General features: G+C 73.4%; 22 protein-coding genes. 2 read left to right on the top strand and 20 right to left on the bottom strand.

All coding sequences use genetic code 11. From position 1 onward, the window contains the following. Nucleotides 1-51 precede the first annotated feature (51 nt). A complete protein-coding gene (locus tag OG410_RS00385) occupies nt 52-1,089 on the bottom strand; it encodes a zinc-binding dehydrogenase (RefSeq protein WP_329297187.1) in 1,038 nt (345 codons plus the stop codon). Beyond that, on the bottom strand, nt 1,086-1,946 hold the full coding sequence (locus OG410_RS00380; RefSeq protein ID WP_329297186.1) for an NAD(P)H-binding protein: 861 nt from the start codon (nt 1,944-1,946) through the stop codon (nt 1,086-1,088). Before OG410_RS00380 ends, OG410_RS00385 begins: the two co-directional genes overlap by 4 nt. 166 nt (nt 1,947-2,112) lie before the next feature. Between OG410_RS00380 and OG410_RS00375 the strand changes: the two genes are divergently transcribed. Next, nucleotides 2,113-2,706, top strand: coding sequence for a hypothetical protein (locus OG410_RS00375; RefSeq protein ID WP_329297185.1), 594 nt, complete (start codon nt 2,113-2,115; stop codon nt 2,704-2,706). A gap of 5 nt (nt 2,707-2,711) precedes the next feature. Here the strand turns inward: OG410_RS00375 and OG410_RS00370 are convergent, their stop codons facing one another. From OG410_RS00370 to OG410_RS00310, 13 genes are all read right to left on the bottom strand, one after another. Further along, complete coding sequence (locus OG410_RS00370; RefSeq protein WP_329297184.1) at nt 2,712-3,419, bottom strand: indole-3-glycerol-phosphate synthase; 708 nt, start codon at nt 3,417-3,419, stop codon at nt 2,712-2,714. After that, a complete protein-coding gene (locus tag OG410_RS00365; RefSeq protein WP_329297183.1) occupies nt 3,416-4,084 on the bottom strand; it encodes a phosphoribosylanthranilate isomerase in 669 nt (222 codons plus the stop codon). The genes OG410_RS00370 and OG410_RS00365 overlap by 4 nt, the downstream gene beginning before the upstream one ends. Continuing rightward, nucleotides 4,084-4,779, bottom strand: coding sequence for a transglutaminase-like domain-containing protein (locus OG410_RS00360; protein WP_329297182.1), 696 nt, complete (start codon nt 4,777-4,779; stop codon nt 4,084-4,086). The genes OG410_RS00365 and OG410_RS00360 overlap by 1 nt, the downstream gene beginning before the upstream one ends. 38 nt (nt 4,780-4,817) lie before the next feature. Continuing rightward, on the bottom strand, nt 4,818-5,957 hold the full coding sequence (locus OG410_RS00355) for an acyl-CoA dehydrogenase family protein (RefSeq protein ID WP_329297181.1): 1,140 nt from the start codon (nt 5,955-5,957) through the stop codon (nt 4,818-4,820). Beyond that, nucleotides 5,957-6,331, bottom strand: a complete 375-nt coding sequence (locus OG410_RS00350) for an ectoine synthase (RefSeq protein WP_329297180.1) — start codon at nt 6,329-6,331, stop codon at nt 5,957-5,959. The genes OG410_RS00355 and OG410_RS00350 overlap by 1 nt, the downstream gene beginning before the upstream one ends. Then, a complete protein-coding gene (gene trpA / locus OG410_RS00345; RefSeq protein WP_329297179.1) occupies nt 6,328-7,413 on the bottom strand; it encodes a tryptophan synthase subunit alpha in 1,086 nt (361 codons plus the stop codon). The genes OG410_RS00350 and trpA overlap by 4 nt, the downstream gene beginning before the upstream one ends. Beyond that, on the bottom strand, nt 7,406-8,452 hold the full coding sequence (locus tag OG410_RS00340; protein WP_329297178.1) for an anthranilate phosphoribosyltransferase: 1,047 nt from the start codon (nt 8,450-8,452) through the stop codon (nt 7,406-7,408). The genes trpA and OG410_RS00340 overlap by 8 nt, the downstream gene beginning before the upstream one ends. A 2-nt stretch (nt 8,453-8,454) precedes the next feature. Further along, entirely contained in the window at nt 8,455-8,718 is a 264-nt protein-coding gene (locus OG410_RS00335; RefSeq protein WP_329297177.1) for a phosphopantetheine-binding protein, read from the bottom strand. Between the two features lies 1 nt (nt 8,719). Beyond that, nucleotides 8,720-10,237, bottom strand: coding sequence for an AMP-binding protein (locus tag OG410_RS00330; protein WP_329297176.1), 1,518 nt, complete (start codon nt 10,235-10,237; stop codon nt 8,720-8,722). A gap of 152 nt (nt 10,238-10,389) precedes the next feature. Beyond that, entirely contained in the window at nt 10,390-11,688 is a 1,299-nt protein-coding gene (locus OG410_RS00325; RefSeq protein ID WP_329297175.1) for an SWIM zinc finger family protein, read from the bottom strand. Next, nucleotides 11,688-14,516 carry a DEAD/DEAH box helicase gene (locus OG410_RS00320; protein WP_329297174.1) on the bottom strand — a complete coding sequence of 943 codons (2,829 nt, stop codon included), beginning with the start codon at nt 14,514-14,516 and terminating at the stop codon, nt 11,688-11,690. The genes OG410_RS00325 and OG410_RS00320 overlap by 1 nt, the downstream gene beginning before the upstream one ends. Nucleotides 14,517-14,567: 51 nt before the next feature. Beyond that, nucleotides 14,568-15,392, bottom strand: a complete 825-nt coding sequence (locus tag OG410_RS00315) for an ABC transporter permease (RefSeq protein ID WP_329297173.1) — start codon at nt 15,390-15,392, stop codon at nt 14,568-14,570. Further along, nucleotides 15,389-16,405 carry an ATP-binding cassette domain-containing protein gene (locus OG410_RS00310; protein ID WP_329297172.1) on the bottom strand — a complete coding sequence of 339 codons (1,017 nt, stop codon included), beginning with the start codon at nt 16,403-16,405 and terminating at the stop codon, nt 15,389-15,391. Before OG410_RS00310 ends, OG410_RS00315 begins: the two co-directional genes overlap by 4 nt. A 131-nt stretch (nt 16,406-16,536) precedes the next feature. On the opposite strand from OG410_RS00310, the gene OG410_RS00305 reads away from it, so the two are divergent. After that, nucleotides 16,537-16,839, top strand: coding sequence for an antibiotic biosynthesis monooxygenase family protein (locus OG410_RS00305; RefSeq protein ID WP_329297171.1), 303 nt, complete (start codon nt 16,537-16,539; stop codon nt 16,837-16,839). Nucleotides 16,840-16,915: 76 nt separating this feature from the next. On the opposite strand, the gene OG410_RS00300 is transcribed toward OG410_RS00305, so the two are convergent. The 5 genes from OG410_RS00300 to OG410_RS00280 form a co-directional block, all read right to left on the bottom strand. Further along, on the bottom strand, nt 16,916-18,529 hold the full coding sequence (locus OG410_RS00300) for an FAD-dependent oxidoreductase (protein ID WP_329297170.1): 1,614 nt from the start codon (nt 18,527-18,529) through the stop codon (nt 16,916-16,918). 11 nt (nt 18,530-18,540) lie between these two features. Beyond that, nucleotides 18,541-18,804 (bottom strand): acyl carrier protein, encoded by a 264-nt coding sequence (locus tag OG410_RS00295; protein WP_329297169.1) that lies wholly within the window; start codon nt 18,802-18,804, stop codon nt 18,541-18,543. A gap of 65 nt (nt 18,805-18,869) precedes the next feature. Further along, a complete protein-coding gene (locus tag OG410_RS00290; protein ID WP_329297168.1) occupies nt 18,870-20,141 on the bottom strand; it encodes a ketosynthase chain-length factor in 1,272 nt (423 codons plus the stop codon). Continuing rightward, the gene (locus OG410_RS00285) at nt 20,138-21,403 is read right to left on the bottom strand and encodes a beta-ketoacyl-[acyl-carrier-protein] synthase family protein (RefSeq protein ID WP_329297167.1); all 1,266 of its coding nucleotides are present in this window, start codon (nt 21,401-21,403) and stop codon (nt 20,138-20,140) included. Before OG410_RS00285 ends, OG410_RS00290 begins: the two co-directional genes overlap by 4 nt. A 143-nt stretch (nt 21,404-21,546) precedes the next feature. Further along, nucleotides 21,547-22,554, bottom strand: coding sequence for an AfsR/SARP family transcriptional regulator (locus OG410_RS00280; protein ID WP_329297166.1), 1,008 nt, complete (start codon nt 22,552-22,554; stop codon nt 21,547-21,549). Nucleotides 22,555-22,823: the final 269 nt, after the last annotated feature.

Below are 22,823 nucleotides of genomic sequence, written 5' to 3'. Positions count from 1 at the left end.
TTTGCATGGTAAGGAAACTGAGGCTGAGGCTGAGGCGGAGGCTGAGGGTGGTCAGGGGGTCAGGACGTGCTTGCCGACGGAGCGCCCCTCCAGCAGCTGCCGCAGTGCGCCGCCCGCCCCGTCCAGCGGGTGGCGGCCCGCGATCGGGGGCTTCAGCACGCCCTCGGCGAGCAGCTCGTACAGAGCCTGCAGGGCGGCGTTGAAGTCGGCGCCCGGCTTGACGTAGTACATCGTCATCCGGCGGCCGCCGGTCAGCCCCAGCAGCCGGGCGAAAAAGCGCCGGCCGGTGCGCAGCAGTGCCGGGACGTGCGGGCGGAACCACTGCCCCGGCCGGTACCCGGCGACGGAGGAGTCGAAGGACACCAGCGTGCCGCCCTTGGCGAGCATCGCCCAGCTGTCGTCCAGTCCCCGGCCGCCGATGTGGTCGAAGACCGCCTCGACGCCCCCGGGCGCCAGGTCGCGCACCGCCGACGCCAGGTCGGGGGTGCGGTAGTCGAGGGGCTCGGCGCCCAGCGCCCGTACGGCCTCGTGCTTGGCCGGGGACGCGGTGCCGATGACGCGCAGTCCGCGGTGGACGGCGAGCCGGGCGAGCACCGTGCCCACCCCGCCACTGGCTCCGTGCACCAGGACGGTGTCGCCGGGAGCCAGTGCGGCCAGCCGGTCCAGCATCTGGTAGGCGGTCACGCCGTTGGTGACCAGCGCGACGGCCTCGGCGGCGTCCAGGCCCCCGGGCACCGGGGCGAGGTGCTTGGCGGGCGTCTCCACGTACTCCTGCCAGGCGCCGTACCGGGGCATGGCGGCGACGCGGTCGCCCACCCGCCACCCGGTGACGTCCTCGCCGACCTGGGTGATCCGCCCGACCAGGTCGTAGCCGGGAACGAAGGGAAAGCGCGGCGGGAAGGGGTGCAGGTGCCGGAGCATCTGCACCTCGGCGAACGACACGCCCGCCGCCTCGACACGGACCACGACCTTGCCGCGCCCCGCGGCGGGAACCGGCTCGTGCCCGGTGACGAGCTGCTTCTCGGGCTCGCCGCTGCCCGTCATGGTCACCCTCGCGCCCCTGAGCGCGGTCGTGGCGTCGATGCTCACGCGGCCACTTCCTCGGACACGGGGGCGAAATCGCCGGCGTGGTCGGCCGCCCACCGGGCGAAGGTCCGGGCGGGCACACCGGTGACACGCTCGACGGTGTCCACGGCCACGGGCGGGTTGACCGCGGCGTCGGCCAGATAACCGAGGACCATCTCCACCACCGGCGCGGGCATGGCCTGTCCCATCAGCTCGCGTGCCTGGTCGGGCGTGATCTCCACGAAGCGGATCTCCCGCCTCAGCGCCCCGGCGATCGCCCGCACCTGGTCGGCCTGGGTGATCGCCTCGGGCCCCGTGAGCACATACGCCCGGCCCGTGTGCCCGTCCTGAAGGAGCGCGGTCACCGCGACGGCGGCGACGTCCGCCTCGTGGACCAGGACGCGCGGGGCATCGCCGTACGGGGCGCGCACCACGCCCTCGGCGCGGATCGAAGGACCCCACTTCCACAGGACGTTGGCGGCGAACTCGTCGGGGCGTACGAAGGTCCAGTCGATGCCGGACTCCTCGACCGCACGCTCCACGACACGGTGGTACTCACCGCTGTGGTTGTCGCCCGACTCGTCCAGGACGGAGGAGGACGACAGCACGACGATCCGGCCCACCCCGGCGTCCTTGGCGGCGGCGACGACCTCGCGGGCCGTCTCGGGGACCGGGAAGAGATAGAGGCGCTCCACCCCGCGCAGGGCCGCGCGCACCGTGTCGGGACGGGTGAGGTCGCCCTCGAAGACGTCGACTCCCGCCGGCAGGCCCGCGGTGGCCGGGTTCCTCGTCAGCGCTCGCACCGGGACGCCCGCGGCCACGAGCCGCTCGACCACATGACGGCCGACCGATCCTGTTGCACCTGTCACCAGAACTGTCACGCCTGCTCCACGAGTTCGTTGGCCAGTGAGTCGTGCCCAGCCTCGGACGCACCGCTGGAGGATGCCCGGAGAGCCGGTCGACCGGTCTCCAGCGGGCCTCGAGCAGCGGACGGAACGATCGGATCCGCTGCCGACACCCCCCCCAGGACGAAAGAGAGGCCGCGTTTTGTCCGCTCCCTCCAGCGCTGTCAGGAACAAGAACACCGCCAGGAACGGCACCGGGAAGAAGAAGAGGAAATTCGAACTCGGCCGCAGGGGACGCAAGCTGACGCTGGCGATCCACGTCGTCACGTCCGTCGGCTGGGTCGGGCTGTCGCTGTCCATGGCCGTCCTTGCCGTCATGGGGCTGACCACCAAGGACGCGGCCGTCGCCAAGGGCGTCTATTACGCGATGTACGTGTTCGACGACACCAGCGTCACGGTGTTCAGCGTCACCGCGGCCGTCTCCGGCATCCTGCTGTCCTGCGGCACGGCCTGGGGCCTGCTGCTGCACTGGTGGATCATCGCCAAGTGGGCCATCACCCTGTTCATGACGGTCTTCGCCTGGTTCGTCATCCACCCGGTCGTCGTCAAGGCCACCGAGAACACCGCCGAGGCGGGCGGCGCCGCGCCGCGCCCCGGCCGGCCCGCCGACTTCCTGGTGTGGAGTGTGCCGCTGCTGTTCGCCCTGCTCACCGCCGCGGCGGTGATCTCCGTGTACAAGCCGTGGGGCCGCACGGCACGCGGCATCCGTGCCACCGGCCGGGCCCGTCGCGCCTGACCCCTTCAGGGCCGTCCGGCCTGTCGCCGGCCGGCCCGTGCCCTGTCCACGGCCGCGCACCACCGCTTCGGGTGCGACACGCGCAGCAGCCCCGTACCGACGAGCAGGCCCTCGAAGCCCGTGTCGAGCAGGCGTGCCGCGTCGAGGGGGTCGGTGATGCCGCTCGCGCTGACCGCGCAGCGGGCGCCGGTGCCCCGTACGACGGGCAGCAGGGCGGCGCTGCGCTCGAGGTCGCCGGGCAGCCGCTCACGGGTGGCGATGTCCTTGTTGTTGACGGCGACCACGCACGCGTCCGCCCGGGGCACCGCAGCCGCCTCGGCCGCGTCGGCGACCTCCACGAACGGGGTCAGCCCCAGCTCGAGCGCATGGTCCACCAGCCTCGCCAGGACGTCGGCGGGCAGCACCTTGACCGTCAACAGCACCGCCGAGGCGCCGAGTTCGCGGGTGCGCGCCAGCTGGCGCCGCGAGGTGACGAAGTCCTTGCGCAGCAGCGGCAGGCCGGTGCGCGCGGCGACCTGGCGCAGCAGATCCTCGCTGCCGCCGAACCAGCGGCCGGTGACCACCGAGATGCACGGCGCCCCGGCCTCCTCGTACGCGGCGACGACCTCGGCGACCGTTCGCGCCCCCATGAGGTCGGTGCCGCTCGCGTCCCGCCGCTTGACCTCCATGATCACGGGGCGGGCGGCCGCCGTCAGCGCCCGGGTGAACGTCACGGCGTCCTCCAGCCCTCGGCCACCGCCGCCGCGTTGCCCGCCGACAGCAGCCCGTCGGGGCCGCGCGCGGCGGAGTCCACGTCGATGCCCAGGAACCGGGGGTGGGCGACGGAGCCGGCGAACCGGTCGCGGTTGTCCGCCCGCAGCCCGCCCGCCAGCAGGAAAGGGCGTGTCATCCGGCCGGCCAGGCGCGTCACCGCGGCGTCGTCCAGACTCACCGCCGTACTGCCGGTCCGCCCGTCCGCGGTGACCGCGTCCAGCAGGAAGCAGTCCGTGCCGGCGCGTTCGTACGCGCCGATCAGCGTCGCCTCCACACAGGACTCGCCCCGCACGTGCAGGACCTTGACGATGCGTACCCCCTCGGGGACCAGTGCGCGCAGGGCGCGCACCGTCGCGGGCGGCTGGTAGCCGTGCAGCTGCACCCACGACGGTCCGCCGTCGGCGGTCAGCCGGGCCAGCGCCTTGGCGTCGGAGCCGAAGGTGACCAGCACCGCCTCCAGCCGGCCCGTCGCCCGTGCCTGGGCCGCCAGCTCGGCCAGCCGGGGCACGGACAGGTCGGCGGCCCCTCCCGCAACGCCGTGCCACAGCCCGACCAGATCCGCCCCCGCGTCGGCGACACCCCGCACCTCGGCGGCGGTCGTGGCACCGCAGAACTTGACCAGCACTATGCGGCCGCCTCCCGTACCAAAGACCCTTTCGCCAACCGCTCCCCGCCGGCGTCGAACAGCCGCGGGTGGGCGGCCCGCAGCTCGCCGATCACCCGCTCGTAGGGAAGGTCGTCGAACTCGCCGTGCTCGCGCAGGAACTCCATCTGACGCCGGCCCTGCAGGTCGAAGGGGTGATGGAGGCTGTCGGCCATGCCGTCGAAGTCCAGCGGTGCCATCCGGTACAGGCGGCACAGGGTTTTATTGAACACCGGGGTCGCCTTCGTCCAGCGTCCGTTCAGACGCAGCGCGGTCAGCCCGTGGTGGTGGAACACGTCCCCGCCCAGCAGCTGCTTGAGCCGCTCGGACGCCAGATGATTGCGGACGTCGGTCAGGACCAGGCGGGCCGGGATGCCGAGCGAGCGCAGAGCGGCCGCGTAGAGCACCGACTTGTGCAGGCACATGCCCGAGCCGGTGCGCACGACCCGGCTCGCGCGCAGCCCCGCACGGGAGAGATCCGCGCCGTACACCTCGTAGCGGATGCCGTCCCGCACGGCGTAGTACAGGGCCACCGCCCGCTCGGTGGGCGTGCGGGCGCCCGCCGGCAGCGCCTGGCGGACGAACGCGTGCACCTCGGGGCTGTCGTGGTCGATGAACTCGGTTGCCGCCAGGGCGGCTCGGGCACCGGATCCGGGGCTGGGCTGCAGGGGCGTCATGATGGCGGGTTCCGCTTCCGTCGGGTGTCGAGGGTGTCTCACAGGCCGAGCATCGAGGCGATGCGGTTGCGCTGGATCTCGGACGTACCGGAGTAGATGGTCCCGGCGACCGAGTTGCGCAGCTCCTTCTCGATGCCGTACTCGGCCATGTAGCCGTTGCCTCCGAAGATCTGCACGGCGGCGAGCGCCGAGGCCACGTTGGCCTCGCTGGTGAGGAGTTTGGCGATCGCGATGTCACGGGTGACGTTCTCGCCCGCGGCCAGCTTGCGGGCGGCCGAGTACAGCCAGTGCCGGGCTGTCTCCACCCCGATCTCCATGTCCACGATCCGGTGGGAGACGGCCTGGTAGGAGCCGATCGGCTGCCCGAACTGGGTACGGGTGCGGGCGTATTGCGCGCAGCGCTCGACCCGGTCGCGCATCTCCCCGGCGTTGACGACGAAGGAGCACAGGATCTCCCAGCGCATCACGTGGTCCAGGACGAGGAAGCCGCCGCCGGTGCGGCCCACGACCTGCGTGGCCGGGATGCGGCACCCGTCGAAGAACAGCTCGCACAGCGGGGAGGTGCGCAGGCCCATCTTCGCCACCGGCGGCCCGACGCTCAGGCCGGGCGTGTCACGGTCGACGAGGAACGCGGTCACGCTCAGCGGGCCGGGGCGGTCGCTGGTGCGGGCGTACACGGTGATGACATCGGCGACCGGGCCGTTGCTGACGAACGCCTTGCTGCCGGTCAGGACGAAGCCGTCGCCGTCCCGCTGGGCCCGGGTGCGCATCGCCAGCGCGTCCGAACCGCTGTCGGGCTCGCTGATCGCATGGGCGCCGATCAGGTCGCCGGAGCACAGCCCGGGCAGATAACGGTCCTTGAGCAGCTGTGAGCCGAACCGGTGCAGGGGGACGCCGGTGCTGACCAGATGGCTGCACACGGAGAAGTTCAGCCCCGCGTCGCGGCAGCCCAGGCCCAGCCCCTCCAGGACGTACATCGTGGTCAGCAGGTCCTGGCCGAGCCCGCCCCACCGCTCGTCGAAGGGCAGGCCCAGGATCCCCGTCGCGCGCAGCAGGTCCCACTGCGCGCGGGGGAAGGCGGCCTGGGCGTCACGCTCGAGATGTCCGCAGCTGAGCTTCTCCAGCAGGGGCGCCAGCCCCTCGCGCAGCCGCTGCTGGTCCTCGGTCCAGGTGATCATCAGTACTGGGAGAACCCGGACGAGTCGAGATCGTGGCGCTCGTCGCCGCGCAGCGCCGGGGTGAACATGCACACCAGGCGCAGGTCCTCCTGCGGAGAGGCGATCAGCCAGTGCGCGTCGTGCTGGTCCAGGGCGTACAGGGTGCCCGGCGTGATGGGGTGGGAGTCGCCGTTCATGTCGATGATCTCGCCGTTGCCCGCGATGCAGTAGCAGGCCTCCAGGTGACGGCGGTACTCCAGCCGTGACTTGGTCCCGGCCCGTACGATCGTGTCGGTGACGGTGTAGCCGAGGCCGTCGGACTCGGTGAGGAAGCGGCGGCTGAGGCCGTTGCCCCAGTCGACGCAGCGGACACTGTCGATGTTTCGCACGATCATGTGTGGCTTCCTCCAGTCGTACGGTGATGACGGTGGTGGGCGGCCGGGCCGCGCAGCCCGGCCACGAAGGAGGCGAACTCCCGCACGGGGTCGCGCCGTTCGGCCAGGGCCTGTTCGATACGGGCGACACCGGCGCTGCCCACGACGGCGGCGTCCGCGCCCAGCTTCTCCAGAGCGGCGATGTCGGCCCGGGTGCGGACACCGAAACCGACGGCGACCGGCACGCGGGTGGCGGCGCGCACCTCGGCGAGTGCCGCGGCGAGCCGGTCGTGGTCCGGGGCGGCGGTGGTGCCGCTGCGGCCGTAGTGGGCGACCAGGTAGAGGTAGGCGGAGGCGTGCTGTGCGGCCTCGGCCACCGTTGCCCGGCCGGAGACGGCGTAACAGGTGGTGACCAGCGGCAGGCCGGCCAGCTGTGCGGCCTCGTAGTGGGCGGCCCGCAGCCGGGGCGGCAGGCCGTGCAGCAGCAGCCCGTCGCAGCCCGCGTCGGCCAGGGCGCGGGCGAAGCCGCCCGGGTCGCGGCCCCTGACGGTGTGACTCCAGTCGGCGAGCAGGGCGATGCGCAGACGGCGCAGGGTGGGACGTATGGCTGTCACCGCGTCGAGCACGGCGTCGAGGGTGACACCGCTCGCCAGTGCGCGGTCCGCGCTGCGGCGGACGACCGGGCCGTCGGTGACGGAGCCGGGGAAGGGGACGGCCAGTTCGAGGCAGTCGACGTCACTGTCGTCGAGCATCGCGGCGAGGTCCGCCAGGATGTCGAGCGGCGGGTCGCCCGCGTTGACGAACACGGCGAGTCCCGGGCGGCCCGGACGGCGGCGCGCGAAGAACTCGCCCGTGTCGGCCGGTGCGTGGGGGTGTGCGTCCCCGGGAACTCTGCCCCGGGCTCCCCGGCCCTCACCCGCCGGCCGGCCGTCTCCGTCCGGCCCGCAAGCCGGGCGACGCTCCCCAGGCCTTTCGGGCGAAGGCCCCACCGGCGCGGCGGACCCGGCGCTCCGGCAGGACGCCAGGGACAAGGACGCCACTCCGGGCACAGCGTCCGGAGCCAGGCCCGACACCGGGACCGTGGGCAGGAGTCGCTCAGGCATGAGCCGCCTCCCGCGTGCGCAGCCGGTCGACCAACGACAGCGCCGCGCCGTCGTGCAGCGTGGAGCGGGCGGCGCGCAGTGCCTCGTGCCAGTCGCCGGTGAGCCGGCCCGCCACCGCCAGGGCGGCCGCGTTGAGGCAGACGGTTTCGGTGGCGGCGGGGGTGCCGCGTCCGGCGAGGACCTCCAGGAAGAGATCCACGGCGTCCTGCACACCGCCTCCCCCGGGACGGCTCAGATCCGCCAGCCGGCCCGGCCCCAGGCCCAGCGCGGCGGGCCGCAGGGTGAACTCGTCCTCGGCGCCGTCCTCGTAGCACCGCACCCGGTTGGCGGTGAACGCCAGCAGCTCGTCGGCGCCGGCGTCGTTGTCGGCCAGCCACACCGTCCGGCCCGTGGCACGCGAGACGTGCGCGGCCGCCTGCCGCAGCCCCTCGAGCGCCTCCGGGCGGGACACCCCGCTCACCTGGGCGCGCACCGCCACGTCGGCGAGCAGGGGGCCGAGCGTGTTGACGATCGACCCCAGCCGCCGCATGTCCAGCGGCACGACGGCCCGGGCGAGCAACGCGATCTCCGCGGGGTACACGAAGTACCCGGCGAAGGCGACGCCGCAGCGCTCCAGGGTGTCCTGGGTCTGCTCGTACGACGTCGTCGCCGCGATGCCGAGCCGCTCGAGCAGGTCCAGGGAGCCGCAGCTGCCGGTGTAGGCGCGAGAGCCGGTCTTGACGACCCGGACGCCCATCGCCGCCGCCACGAAGGCGGCCGCCGTGGAGATGTTGAAGGTACGCGGCCCGCCCCCGGTGCCGACGATGTTCACGGCATCCGCGAACGCGTCCGCCGGGCGCAGGGGCCTGCGCTCGGCCAGCGAGTCCAGCAACGCGCACAGCGTGACCGGGTCCGGCATCCGGGTCGACAGCGAGGCGAGCAGGGCCGTGGCCTCACCCCGGCGCAGGTCACCGGCGTGCAGCTGGTCCCAGAACGACCGCCACACCGGCAGCTGAACGGGACGGTCCCGGCCGATGAGCGCGACGACGGCCTCGTGCATGACTACTCGGCCCCCACGTGCTCGCGCGGCGCGTCGGTGAGGAACGCGGCGATCGCCGCGACGGAGGTGAAGGACTCGGGGTCGAGGTCCACGGCATCGGTGTCGACGCCGTAGCGGTCCTCCAGCCAGGCGATCACCTTGAGCAGCCCGAGGCTGTCGATGACGCCGTTCGCCATCAGGTCGAGGTCGTCGGCGAGGTCGTCCGCGGGCACGTCCGGCAGGAACTCCCTGAGGACGAACTCCTTGACGGCCTGGGCGTAGTCCATGTCAGTTCTCCTTGGTGAAGTGGGCCGAAGCGACCAGGTCGCGGTCGACCTTGCCGGTGGAAGTCCTGGGCAGCGGGTCGTCGACGATCCGCAGGCCCGACGGAACCGCCGCCCGGGGGAGCCGGCGGGCCAGATGCCCGCGCAGCGTCAGGCTGGTGAGGCCGGAGCCCGGTGCACGCCGTACCAGCGCGTGCAGCAGCCGTCCGGCGACCGGGTCGGGCAGGGCCAGGACGGCCGCCTCGGTGACCTCGTGGTGGCCGAGCAGGACGTGCTCCACCTCCTGGGCGTTGACCCGCACCCCGCGCACCTTGACCTGCGCGTCGGTGCGGCCCTCGAGGGTGAGGGAGCCGTCCGTGTGCCGGCGCACCAGGTCGCCGCTGCGGAAGTAGCGCCGGCCGTCGTCGCGTGCCGGATGCGGTACGAACGCCTGCGCGGCGGCCGCCGGGCCCAGGTAGCCGCGGGTCTGGAAGGCGGTGGAGACGAGCAGTTCGCCGGCGCCGGGCCCGGCCAGTACCGTGCCCTCGTCCGTGACGACGAGCGCACCGGCGCCGGGCAGCGGCCGGCCCAGCGGCAGCGGGCCGCCGCCCGCCGCGTCTTTCGCGCTCACCTCGTACACGAAGCTGTCATTGGTCTCGGTGCACCCGTAGATGCTGTGCAGCCGGGCGCCGGGCAGCAGGCCCGGCAGCCGGGCGAGCAGCGGCCCGGGCATGGCGTCACCGGTGAACATGGCGTGCCGTACGGCGGGCAGGACCACCCCGGCGGTGTCCGCTGCGTCGGCGAGCAGCCGGAAGAACATGGGTACGGCCTGGACGACCCGGACCTGATGCCGGGTCAGCAGATTCAGCAGGCGGGGACCGTCCAGGGCGTGGTCGGCCTCGACGAGGACGGCCCGGCCGCCGTGCGCGAGGGTGGCCCACACGTCGAGCAGACACAGGTCGAAGTTGAGCGGCGCGTAGTTGAGGACCGTGGTGCCCGGGCCGATGCCGAAGGCGTCGGCGGCCCAGCCGGTGAAGGCGTCCAGTGCCGCCACGTCCAGCGGGACGATCTTCGGGGTTCCGGTGGAGCCGGAGGTGGTGAGCAGCAGGGCGGGCCGGCCGGTGGGCGGCGCGGGAGGCCGCGGGGTGCTCGCCCCGCGCGCAGGGGGACCGTCGTCGGGCCGCAGCGCCTTTTGTACGCCGGCCTGCTCGTGCAGCAGGCCGACGGCGTCCCGGCCGAGCGTGGCGGCCGCCAGCAGCACCGGCCGGCGCTCCAGCAGACAGGCCAGGACCAGGGCGATGGTGGCGGGCGACTTCACGGCGGGCACGGCGATGGGTGCGTCGCCCGGCAGGTGCGCCAGGCGGGCCCGCTCGTGCTCCGCGCTGCGCAGCAGCGCTCCGTAGCCGATCTCCTCGTCCCGCCACACCAGTGCGGTCGCGTGCGGGGTTCGCCGCGCCTGTTCCAGGACACCGCCGAGGAGGGTGCGACGGTGTGCCGCGACGTGTCCGGGCGCGACCTGCGTCCTGCCTGCGCTGCCGTTCAAGTTCCCTCCCCCTGATCCCGTTTCGCACCGTGCGGTGGTCTTCGGTCCCGATCGTGCGGGGGTGGTCTGGAGGATTGATCGAGTCACGGTGCACCTGCAGCACCAGGGCCCCGTCACCGGTGGCGGTGACGGGGCCCTGGTCCCTGTGCCGTTCAGTCGTCGGTGAGGTCCACGAGGGCGTCCGAGGGGTCGCCGTGCGGCGCTCCGGCCGGCCACCACGCGTCCGCCCGGCGGCGATAGGGGTACCAGCGGCCGTCGCGGCCCAGGCGCAGCTGGATGTCCTGGCCGGCCGGTGTCCAGTGGTTGCCCTGGACCTGAAGCTCCGGCAGTTCGTCCGCCTCCCAGCCCGCCGAGAGCGCCGCGCGTGCCCGGGCGGTCTCCTGGGCGGACGGCGACCAGGCGCGCTCCAGCACCTCCAGCCCCGCCGCCCCGCCGGTGCGCCAGGCCTCGGCCGCGCGGTCCAGCTCCTCGGACGGTCTGCCGCAGGCCTGCCGCAGCCGCGCCGCAACCCTTGGATCCGGATGGGTGGCCGCGATGCGTACGGTGTCCTGCCACAGGCCGAGCTCGGGCGCGGGCGCGTCGGTCAGGCCCCGGGCGTACGCGAGCAGCGACCTGGCGCGTACGGCCGCGTCGGCGACCAGCTGCTCCAGCGGGTCGGCCTCGATGCCGGTGACCGGCTCACCGGCACCGGCCGGGGCGGGAGGCAGCGACGGCAGTCCGGGCAGCGGCGACGCCTCCCGCGACCAGGCGGACAGCGGGTCCACGCCGGGCAACGGGCCCTTCTGCAGGGTGACTTCCGCGTCCGTCCCGTCCGCGTCCTCGCCGTCCTCGCCATCCTCTTCGTCCTCTTCGTCCCCGCCCGTCATGGCCCGCAGCAGCAGCTCCGACTTCAGCTCCTCCACGGCCTCTCCGGCGCCCCTGCCCCGCACCAGCAGCAGCAGCCACGGGTCCGTGTCCAGGTGCCACGACAGCTGGTAGCACAGGGCCGTGGCATGCGGGCACGGATGGTCCAGGGCGTCGCAGTCGCAGTCGGCGTCCAGGTCCCCGTACCCGGGCAGCAGCCGCAGCCGGGCGTCCTCCACCGCCTCCAGGAGGTCCTCGGGCAGCTCACCGGCCAGCAGCGACTCCGTCACGGCGGGCCGGTCCGCGGTCTTGTCCCACAGCAGTTCCCACTCCTGGTCGTCCAGCTCCCGCAGGGTGATCACGGTCGTGTACGCCTCGTCGCCGCCGTAGACCTGCGCCGTGATCCGTCCCGGGCCGACCGCGATCGGCCCGATCCGTCCGGTGCGGGAGAAGGCCCGGCCCTGCTTCAGCGGCTCCTCCTCCGGCCAGGTGTCCTCGACGGCCTGCGTGAAGGATCCGGCCCAGAACGACTGGCCGCGGGCACGGCCGCCCTTGCGGGCGGGGAAGGCGGGAAAGCCCCGGGCGCCGCTGTCCTTGCTCGCGGCCATCACTCGCTCCTCAGCTCGACCAGGCCGGCCAGTTCGTCGTTGGTCAGTTCCGTCAGTGCCTGCTCGCCCGCCCCGAGCACCGAGTCCGCGAGCTCCTTCTTCGACTCCAGCAGGGCGGCGATGCGGTCCTCGACGGTGCCTTCGGCGATCAGCCGGTGCACCTGGACGGGCCTGGTCTGGCCGATCCGGTACGCGCGGTCCGTGGCCTGCGCCTCCACCGCCGGGTTCCACCAGCGGTCGTAGTGCACGACGTGTTCGGCCCGGGTCAGGTTCAGGCCTGTACCGGCCGCCTTCAGCGACAACAGGAAGACCGGCACCTCCCCGTCCTGGAAGCGCTGGACGAGCTCCTCGCGCTTGGGCACGGGCGTGCCGCCGTGCAGCAGCTGGGCGGGCACCCCGCGTTCGCGCAGGTGCCGCTCCAGCAGCCGGGCCATGACGACGTACTGCGTGAACACGAGCACGGCGCCGTCCTCGGCGATGATCGTGCCGAGGAGTTCGTCGAGCAGCTCCAGCTTCCCGGAGCGCCCCGTGAGCACCGTGCCCTCCTCCTTGAGGAACTGGGCGGGGTGGTTGCAGATCTGCTTCAGGCCGGTGAGCAGTTTCAGGACCAGGCCGCTGCGGGCGATGCCCTCGCTGCCGCGGATCTGCGCCATCACCTGCCGCACCTGCCCGTGGTACAGCGCCGACTGCTCGGCGGTCAGCGCGACCGGCCGGTCCGTCTCGGTCTTGGGCGGCAGTTCCGGCGCGATGCCCGGGTCGGACTTGCGGCGGCGCAGCAGGAACGGGCGCACGAGAGTGGCCAGGCGCTGTGCCGTGGGCCGTTCCCCAGCGCCCTCGGTGCGCTCCGCCTCGATCGGCGCCATCCAGCGCCGGCGGAACTCGCCGTATCCGCCGAGCAGTCCGGGCGTCGTCCAGTCCAGGACCGCCCACAGCTCGGAGAGGCTGTTCTCGACGGGCGTGCCGGTGAGCGCGATCTTCGCGTCGGCGGGGATCAGCCGCAGCGCCCTGGCGGTGCTGGAGTGCGGGTTCTTGACGTGCTGGGCCTCGTCGGCGACGACCATGCCCCAGCGGTGCCCGGCGAGCCGGTCGGCGTCGAGGCGCATCGTGCCGTACGTCGTCAGGACGAATCCCTCCCCGGCGCCGTCCAGGGTGCGGCCCGTGCCGTGGTAGCGGCGTACGGCCGTGCCGGGCGCGAACCGGCCCACCTCGCGCTGCCAGTTGCCCAGCAGGGAGGCCGGGCAGACGACCAGGGTCGGCCCGCTGCTGTCCTCGTGTTCCTGGCGCAGCAGATGCAGCGCGATCAGCTGGACGGTCTTGCCCAGGCCCATGTCGTCGGCGAGGCAGCCGCCCAGCCCCAGCGAGGTCATCCGGTCCAGCCAGCGCAGGCCGCGCAGCTGGTAGTCGCGCAGGGTGGCGGCGAGCGCGGCGGGCCGGCGCAGGGGTTCGGCGCCGCCGTCCGGATCGGCGAGGTGGGCACGCAGCGCCAGCAGCCAGGGGGTGGGCTCCACCGGCACCTGTTCCTTGCCGGCCCGCGCGTATCCGGTCAGGGCGACGGCGAGCGCCTCGATCGCGGTGAGCGTGCCCACCTCCGGCTCGCGGGCCTTGCGGGCCAGGTCGGCACCGGCCAGGATCCAGCCGCCCCGCAGCCGTACGGCGGGACGGCCCGCGGCGGCCTCGGCCCTCTCCTGGTCCGTCAACGGGTCGCCGTCCAGGCAGAGCTGCCAGCGCAGGTCCACGGTGCCGTCGCCGCCGAAGAACGAACGCAGGTCGGCCGGCGGCGCGAGGCCGGCGCCGACGACGGCCCGGGCGGTCAGCGAGCGGCCGGCGTCCCCGGGCCACAGCACGTCGATGCCGTGAGCGCGCAGCCGGCCGGCCGCGCCGCCCAGCAGATCGGTCACGTCCTGGTCGGACAACTCCATGGCGTGCGGCACGGGCAACAGCCGCTGAAGCGGCTTCCACACGTCCGCGGCCCGGCGCACGGCCAGCACGGTGTCGGCCTGGGCCCGCGGACCCAGCGCGTGATCGGCGCTCGCGAACAGCTCGTCCGCGTCGAGCGCGAGGGTGGGGTCGGCCAGGCTGTGGGCGCGGGGGACCAGGCGCAGGCAGGGGGCGATGCCGCCGTCCTCGCTCCCGCCGGTGAGCTCCACCCGCAGGCTGACGCGGACTCCCGAGTCCAGGCCCGCCGAGATCTCCTCGGCCCAGGCCCGCAGCTGGGGCACGAGCTGGGGCTCCGCCGCCGCGAACGCCGCCCGGCCGGTGGCCGCCGGGGCCGCCGGGGTGCGCGGCAGGGTGTCGGCGACGGCGTCCAGGAACGCCCGTACCAGGCCCTCCGGTTCGGCCATCCGCACCGCCGTGTCAGCCGTGCCCGGCAGGACGCCGGCGTACGCCTCGGGCGGCGCGGCAGCGGCGAGCGCGCGCACCCGTTGCACGTCGTCCAGGTCCAGTGGGCCGATCCGCCAGGCGTCGTAGCCGCCCGGCGTGACACCCGGCAGCAGCCGCTCCCGGGCCGCCAGGTGCAGGGCGATCGCGGCCGCGCCTGCCCAGAACGCGGCGGCCCGATGGACCCCCGCCCCCGGCCGGGCCGCGCGGGCCAGCACCGGCAGCGCGTCGCCGACCGACAGCCGCACGGCCGCGACGGTGCGCAGGACCGGGGCACCGCCCTCGACGGTGACCACGTCCACGGCGTCCCCCGCCCCGGCCACCGGATCGGGCGGACCGCCCGGCGGGTCCCAGAACACCACCGTGCCGGAGCGGGGCGGGTCGGCCGCCTCGAAGAGCACCGCACACCGCGTGAGGTCGTCGGCCCGAACGCCCGTCGTCACTGCCATGTCCCTCTGGATTCCCCTTCGTACATCCGGTCCCGTCCGATGTGGTCGCTCTCAGCTGCCGAGCCGCTGGTAGCGTCGCACGGACAGAGGGAAGAAAACGGCAAAAATGATCACCGGCCACACCACACCCATGACAATGGCCTGATCCGTCGCCCATGTCCCGGTGTCCCAGCCCGGGTTGCCGAACAGCCGCCGCGCGGCCGTCACCGTCGCCGACAGCGGATTCCACTCGGAGACCGCGGCGAGCCAGCCCGGCATCGTGTCCGGCGACACGAAGGCGTTCGACAGGAACCCCAGCGGCCACACCAGGGTCTGCACGGCGGTGACGGCGGCCGGGTCCGTGAAGACCAGCCCCAGGTAGATGCCCACCCACAGCAGGGCGAAGCGCAGCAGCAGGAGCAGGCCGACGGCTGCCAGCGCCCGGCCGAACCCCTCGTTCGCGCGCCAGCCGACGGCCAGGCCGCACAGGATCATCACGGCAAGCCCGAGGACCGAGTTGAGCATGTCGGCGATGCTGCGTCCGCTCACCACCGCCGCCGCGGACGTGGGCATCGCCCGGAACCGGTCGGTGACCCCCTTGGCGGCGTCGCTGATCACGGCCAGCATCGTCACCTCGATGCCGAAGACCATCGTCATGGCGAACATGCCCGGTACCAGGAACTCGCGATAGCTGCCCCCGCCGGGAACCTGCATCGCCCCGCCGAACAGATATCCGAACATCAGCACCATCATGATCGGGAAGAGCAGGCCGATGACGACGGGGGCGGGATTGCGGGCCCAGTGGGCCAGCGAACGCCCGGTCAGCACCCAGGAGTCGGACAGGGCCCAGCGGGCACCGCCCGTGCCGGTTTCGGACTGCGGGACTGCGGTGCTCACACCGTCACCTCTTCGTTCTCGGTCCCGCTCGGGCTCTGGTTCCTGTCCGTGCCGGTCAGGTGCAGGAAGACCTCGTCCAGCGTGGGGCGGCGCAGCGCGATGTCCTCGGCCACGACACCCGCCTCGCCCAGTGCCCGCACGATCTCGGACAGGGCGGCGACCCGGTCCGAGACCGGGGCACCCACCCGCCGGTTCTCCACGTCGGTGTCGGGGTCCCGGCCCGTGATGCGGGCCAGCACCCCGGCCGCGGCGGCGATCTCACCGGCGCCGCGGACCGTGACGTCGATCCGGTCGCCGCCGATCGCCGACTTCAGCTCGTCGGGCGTGCCCTCGGCGATCACCCGCCCGCCCGCACCGCCCGGCGAGGCGATCACCGAGATCCTGTCCGCGAGCTGGTCCGCCTCGTCCAGGTACTGCGTGGTCAGCAGGACCGTCGTGCCGTCCTGGACCAGGGAACGCACCGCCGCCCACACCTCGTTGCGGCTGCGCGGGTCCAGGCCCGTCGTCGGCTCGTCGAGGAAGAGCACCCGCGGCGCGAGAATGAGACTGGCCGCCAGGTCGAGGCGCCGGCGCATACCGCCCGAGTAGTCCTTGACCTGCTTGGCACCCGTGCCGGCGAGCCCGAACTGCTCCAGCAGCGTGTCCGCGCGCGCACCGGCCGCGCGCTTTCCCAGGTGGTACAGCCGCCCGAACATCACCAGGTTCTGGCGGCCGCTGAGGACCTCGTCGACCGCGGCGTACTGGCCGAGCAGCCCGATCCGCGCCCGCACCTTCGCGCTGTCGCGGACCACGTCGAAGCCGGCCACCTCCGCCCGGCCCTCATCCAGCCTGGCCAGCGTGGACAGGATGCGTACCGCGGTCGTCTTGCCGGCGCCGTTGGGCCCGAGCAGACCGTGCACCGTGCCCTCGGGCACCCGCAGACCGAACCCCCTCAGGGCCGGGGCGTCGCCGTACCGTTTGCACAGGTTCTCGGCGAGGATCGCGTACCCGGATCCCACGGATGGCCTCGTCATGGATGTCCCTTTCCCCGGTGTGCGACAGGTCCGAGCAGTCTTCGGCCGGCCGCTCGGTCCGCCTTCGAGCCCGGCTCGAGCCGGGCAGGCAAGCGTTCGGTGCGTCAACGCCCACCGGCCCGGAGGAGCACGTGGTCACCTTCATCAACCGGTTCACGGTCACCGGCCCGGCCGAGGAGTTCGAGCGGCTCTTCGACGACACCTCGGCCTTCTTCCGCGACCGCCCCGGATTCCTGCGCCACCGGCTGCTGCGCCACACCGAGCGGCCCGGCTCCTACGTCAACATCGCCGAGTGGACGGACGACGAGTCCTTCCGCGCGGCCGTCACCCACCCCGGTTTCGCCCCGCACGCCGCCGCGCTGCGCACGGTGAGCACCAGCGAACCGAACCTGTACACGGCTGTGCTGGAACGCGAGGCGGCCACCGGAGGCTGAGCGGCTCCACGCAAGCCGAGAGCGGGCGGCCCCGGGACACCGGGGCCGCCCGCTCTCGGCGTACGGGAGAAGGGCCCTACCGGGCCGCTCGCACGGACAGCGGGTGGTGGAACACCTCGCGCGGGTCCCACTTCGCCTTGACCGCCTGCAGGCGGTGGTAGTTGTCCCCGAAGTACAGCCGGTGCCAGGGCACACCGGAGGTGTTCCACTTCGGATCGGCCATGTCGATGTCGGGGAAGTTGATGAAGCAGCCCTCGTTGCGGTCGTTCGGCGCCGGAACCCCGCCCGTGTCCTGGTAGACACCCGCGTACAGCCGGCGCAGCCAGTCCACGTTCGCCGCGTCCCGCTCCGGGCTCTGCCAGGTGTTCATGAACAGCGCCTTCATCACCGAGCCGCGCTGCCAGGACGCCGTCGACCGCGGGCCGACCGTGTTGACGAGGCCGCCGTACGACTGGATGGACACCGAACTGGAGTCGTTGGTGTGCTCCGTGCTGCCCAGGAAGCCGTACAGCACGTCGATCTGCTCGTCGGTGAACGCCCGCCGCAGATAGGACGACTTGATCTTCTGCCGGCCGCTCTCCGCGTCCTGGGAGGCGGCCAGCGACTCGACCGACGCCAGCCACGGCAGCGTCTCGGGCGGCGCGGCGTACGCCTGGACGCCCACCCCGGCCGAGACCGCGTCGATGTGGTCCTGCAGCAGCCTGCCGGCGTCGGGCAGGGTCGCGTCCAGGTGGGTGAAGGCCACGGCGCTCAGCCCCTGGTCACTCTCCCCCTGGTGGCCCAGCAGCACCAGACCGCTGAACAGGCCGGTGTACGGCGACCGGGGGCCGCTGTTGCGCTCGTGCCAGCGCCCGTGGTTGCCCACCAGCGTGCGGAACGCGTTCCTGGTCATGCCCTCGCGCGGGAACATCACGGCGGAGGTCAGCACGCTGCCGTGCGGCCGCGGCAAAGCGGTGGCGGGGTCGCTGCCCCGGGCCGCGGGCGAGCGGAACCAGTAGCGGGTGACGACGCCGAAGTTGCCGCCGCCCGCACCGGTGTGGGCCCACCACAGTTCACGGTTCGGATCGTTCGCGTCCCGCGTGGCGACCACCGCGCGGGCCCGCCCGCGGGCGTCGACGACGACCACTTCGACGGCCAGCAGATGGTCGCTGGAGATCCCGTGGCGGCGGGACAGAGCCCCGTAGCCACCGCCCTGCACATGGCCGCCGAAGGCGACGGTCGCGCTGGCGCCGCCCGGGACGGTCACGCCCCAGCCGTAGTAGAGCGCCCGGTAGACGTCCACGAGCCGGGCACCCGCGCCGATCTCGAAGGCGCCGCGCGCCGCGTCCCAGCGGACGGTGTCCATCCCGGCGAGATCGACGACCCGGCGGACCGAGGTGTCACCCACGAAGTTCTCGTAGCAGTGGCCGCCGCTGCGCACCGCGATGCGCTTGCCGTCGCGTACGGCCTCACGCACCGCCACCACCACCTGCTCGGTGGTGGTGGCCAGCACGAAGGCCTCGGGCCGGGCGGTGAACCTCTTGTTGCTGCCGCGCACGGCGAGGTCCGCGTAGCGCGGGTCCGCCGGTTCCACCACCAGCGGATGGGAGGAGGGGCTCGCGGCGGCGGTTGCGGTGGCGAGGCCGGAACCCGCGGCCGCCGCCGCGGCGATCGTGCCCGTGACGAAGCGTCTGCGGTTCGGAGCAGTCATCGTGTCCCCGCTCACACGCCGGCGCGCTCGGACAGCGCCCGGTTGATCAGTTCCAGGTACACGCGCGGGGTCTCGGCCTCGTCCACGGCCTCCTCGTCCAGGAGCACTTCGAAGTCCCGCTCGATGCGCCCGGTCGTCTGCAGCACGGCCAGCGAGTCGTAGCCCAGTTCGGCGAACGGCACGTCCAGGATGTCGCCGTCCAGGTCCACGCCCTCCTCCTCGCCGGCGCACTCACGCAGCAGGGTGATCAGGTCAGTGAGTTCGAGCCGTTTCACGGCATACCTCATTCCTCGGTGTTCCCGGGTGTTCTTCGGTACAGGTGCTGCGGGTGCCGGCGGGGTCAGGCGCGGACCACGGCGGCGGCGTTGAAACCGCCGCGCCCGCGCGCCAGCACGAGCGCCGTCCGCAGCTGCGCACCCCGGCGCGGGGCACCGGTCACGAGATCCAGGGGGCAGTCCTCGGCCGGGCGCCGGGTGCCGGTGGTGGGCGGGATCACCTGGTCCCGCAGCGAGAACAGGGCGGCCGCCAGGTCCAGCGCGCCACCGCCGGCGGCGAGCCGGCCGGTCATGCTCTTCGGCGCGGTCACCGGGACGCCGTACTCCCCGAACACATCGGAGATCGCCCGCGCCTCGGCGCGGTCGGCCACCCGTTCCCCGGCGCCGTCGGCGAAGACCACGTCGACCTGGTCGGGCCGTACCCCGGCGTCGTCCAGGGCGAGTTCGGCCGCCGCGCCCAGCCGCGAGCCCCCGCCCGCCCCGGGGGCCGGGTCGAAGGTGGCCGCGTATCCGGCGACCGTCCCGTACACCCGGGCGCCCCGGTCGCGGGCCGCGGTCGCGGACTCCAGGACCAGCAGCGCGCCGCCCTCGCCGGGGACATAGCCGCAGGCGTCCGCCGAGAACGGCAGGAAGGCGCGGCCGGGGTCGTCGCTGACGCTGATGCGTCCCTCGGCCAGGTGCGCGGCCCACCCCCACGGGCACAGCGCGGAGTCGACCGCGCCCGTGACGACGAGCGAGGATCCCCTGCGCAGCTGGCGGCGGGCCTGCCCCACCGCGTCCAGACCGCCGGCCTGCTCGGACACCAGCACTCCGCTGGCACCGCGCAGCCCGTGGCGGATGGATATCTGACCGGTGTTCACCGCGTAGAACCAGGCGAACGACTGGTACGCGCTGACGTGCTGGCTGCCCTTGCTCCACAGGGCCTGAAGCTCGCGCTGGCCGAACTCGAAGCCGCCCGCGGACGACGCGGTGACCGCGCCCGCCGCGTACTCGGGCAGCTCGGCCGCCTCGACACCGGCGTCCTTGAGCGCCTCCTCGGCGGTCACCAGCGACAGCCGGGTCACCTGGTCGGTCTGCGACATCAGCCGGCTGGGCACATGGTCCTCGGCGACGAAGCCGGGCACCTCGCCCGCGAGCCGGGCCGGATACCCGGAGGCGTCGAAGCGGGTCAGCGGACGGATGCCGCTCTCGCCGCGCAGGACCGCCGCCCACCAGGCCGCGGCTCCCAGCCCGTTGGGGGCGACGACACCGATGCCGGTGACCACGGCGGGGGTGGTGCGGGCTTGGGCGCCGCGACCGGTGACGCCGGGGCGTTCGAGGAGGGACGTGCCGGTCATACGCTCACTCCCAGGTGCGGGCGGGTCAGGATCATGGCGCTCTGGAAGCCGCCGAAGCCGCTGCCCACGGTCAGTACCGTGTCGGTCACCTGCTCGCGGGCCACGAGCGGGGTGTAGTCCAGGTCGCAGGCGGGGTCGGGTTCGTGCAGATTGGCCGTGGGCGGCACGGTGCCGTGCTCGATGGCCAGGGCGCTGGCGGCCACCTCGAGGGCGCCGATCGCGCCGAGCGAGTGGCCGATCATCGACTTGATGGAGCTGATGGGCACCTCGTACGCCCGGGAGCCGAGACCGCGCTTGAACGCGGTCGTCTCGTGCCGGTCGTTCTGCTTGGTGCCCGAGCCGTGGGCGTTGATGTAGTCGACGTCGCCGGGGGCGAGCCGGGCCTCGTCCAGGGCGGCGGTGATGGCCTCCGCCATCTCCCTGCCGTCCGAGCGCAGGCCGGTCATGTGGTAGGCGTTGCTGCGGCTGGCGAAGCCCGCGATCTCGGCGTACACATGCGCGCCGCGGCGGCGGGCGTGCTGAAGCTCCTCGACGACCAGGACGGCCGAACCCTCGCCGAGCACGAACCCGTTGCGGGTGCGGTCGAAGGGCCGCGAGGCGGTCTGCGGCTCGTCGTTGCGGGACGTGGTGGCCTTGATCGCGTCGAAGCAGGCCAGGGTGATCGGGGAGATCGGCGCCTCGGTCGCGCCCGTGACCATGACGTCGGTGCTGCCCTCGCGGATCAGCTCGACCGCGTGCCCGACGGAGTCCAGGCCCGAGGTGCAGCCCGTGGACACCAGCGACACCGGGCCCTGGGCGCCGACGCTGCGGGCGACCTCGGCGGCCAGCGAGCTGGGCACGAAGTAGTCGAACAGATGCGGAACGGCGCGTGTGTGGTCGACCAGCCAGTGGGCGCCGCCCTCGCTGACCTTCGCGTACTCGACGTCGAGGCCGGTGGTGCAGCCGACGGCGCTGCCGAGCGTGACCCCGGTGCGCAGCGGGTCGAGCTGCCCGTCCAGTCCGCTGTCGGCCACCGCCTCGCGGGCACTGACCAGCGCGAACTGCGCCGCACGGTCGAGCCGTTGGGCCTCGGCCGCGGTGAACCCGTGCGCGTCGGCGTCGAAGTCCACCTCCGCGGCGATGCGCGAACGGAACTGGGCAGGGTCGAACAGGGTGATGCCACGGGTGGCGGTGCGGCCCGCGGTGAGCACCGACCAGAACTCCTTGGTGCCCACTCCACCCGGGGCGACCACTCCGATTCCGGTGATCACAACCCGTCTCATCGGCTGTCCCTCACAGTTGTCCTCCAGGTGTCACGACGGCGGCGCGGATCGTCGCCCGGCGACAGTACGAGCCCCCCGTCGACCGTCCGAGCGTCGCCGACGTACCTGGAGGACGGCTCGAACACGACGCGGGCCGAGAGCGCTCACCCCGTCTCCGGGAGGCGGGCCGTCAACGCGTCGAAACGGCGTACCAACGCCTCCTGCCGGCGGCACAGTTCGTCGATGTGCTGCTGCAGGCGGACGATCTCACTGCCGAGTTCCAGCGTGTCGGCCGGCGTCGTCGGCCCGGCCGGAAAGCCCGGGCCCGTGGGGGCGGACAGGTCGGGGGAGTGGTTGAGGATCGCCTCCAGACGGCCGCGCAGGACGGGACCCGGTTCGATGCCGAGGGACTCCACCAGACGGCGGCGGGCACGCTCGTAGACGCCCAGGGCCTCGGCCTGGCGGCCGCCGCGGTACAGGGCGATCATCAGCAGGTCGTAGAACCGCTCGCGCAGCGGATGGTCGGACGTCAGTTTCTCCAGCTCGCCGGTGATCTCGCCGTGCTGGGCGCAGCGCAGGCTGGCGTCGTACAGGGTCTCCAGCACCGTCAGCCGGTTCTCCTCCAGCCGGTCCGCCTCGCTCGTGCAGATCGGGCCGTAGCGGCTGTCCTGAAGTGCCGGACCGCGCCACAGCGAAAGGGAACGGCGCAGCAGCTGGGCAGCGTAGCCGGGGTCGGTGGCGATCGCCGCCCGGCCCCTGGCGGACAGCCGGTGGAAGCGCTCGACGTCGGTGCCGGCCTGGCCCAGGCTCAGCAGATAGCCGGTCGGCAGGGTGGTGATCCACTCGTGGCCGGGGGCCGGCGCGGGCTCCTCCGGCAGCAGGCGGCGCAGCCGGGCCACGTGTGCCTGCAGCGCGTTCGCCGCGTTCGAGGGGGGACTGTCGCCCCACAGCTCCTCGGTGAGCTGGTCCACGGACAGCAGCCGGCCCGCATGCAGCACGAGCGCCGACAGCAGCACCCGCTGCTTGGGCCCCGGCGGCACGATGTCGGTGCCCGCCCCGCCGTGCCGTATCTCCACCGGCCCCAGCAGCCGGAACTCCGTCTCCTCACCGGCGGACGAGGGCACCGTCCCGGGCCGGGCGGCCGCCCTGACGCCCCCGCGCGTCATGCTCATCGCGGCACTGCTCGGTCCGGCACGGGCTGACGCTCTTCCATGGTGCCTCCGTCGCTGGTCGGGTGTGCGGCGGCCGCGGGTGTCGTGGTGTGGTCCGTTCCGGGTCGGCCAATTGCGGCCGCGGGGTGAGGCGGCCGGTCCTTCGGACGATAGCCATCCAGGGCAGGGGGGCGGCCGCCCGTGCGAGCCCGGTTCCAGCATTCGTACAAGCGTTCTTGAGCGGGCTGGTCCCAGGTGGAAAGCCCGCATGTGGAAGGTCGCTTGAACGC

This window comes from Streptomyces sp. NBC_00659, assembly GCF_036226925.1.
Taxonomy (GTDB): domain Bacteria; phylum Actinomycetota; class Actinomycetes; order Streptomycetales; family Streptomycetaceae; genus Streptomyces.
Note: the sequence above shows the minus strand (reverse complement) of the source record. Positions and strands in the feature narration are given on the sequence as shown.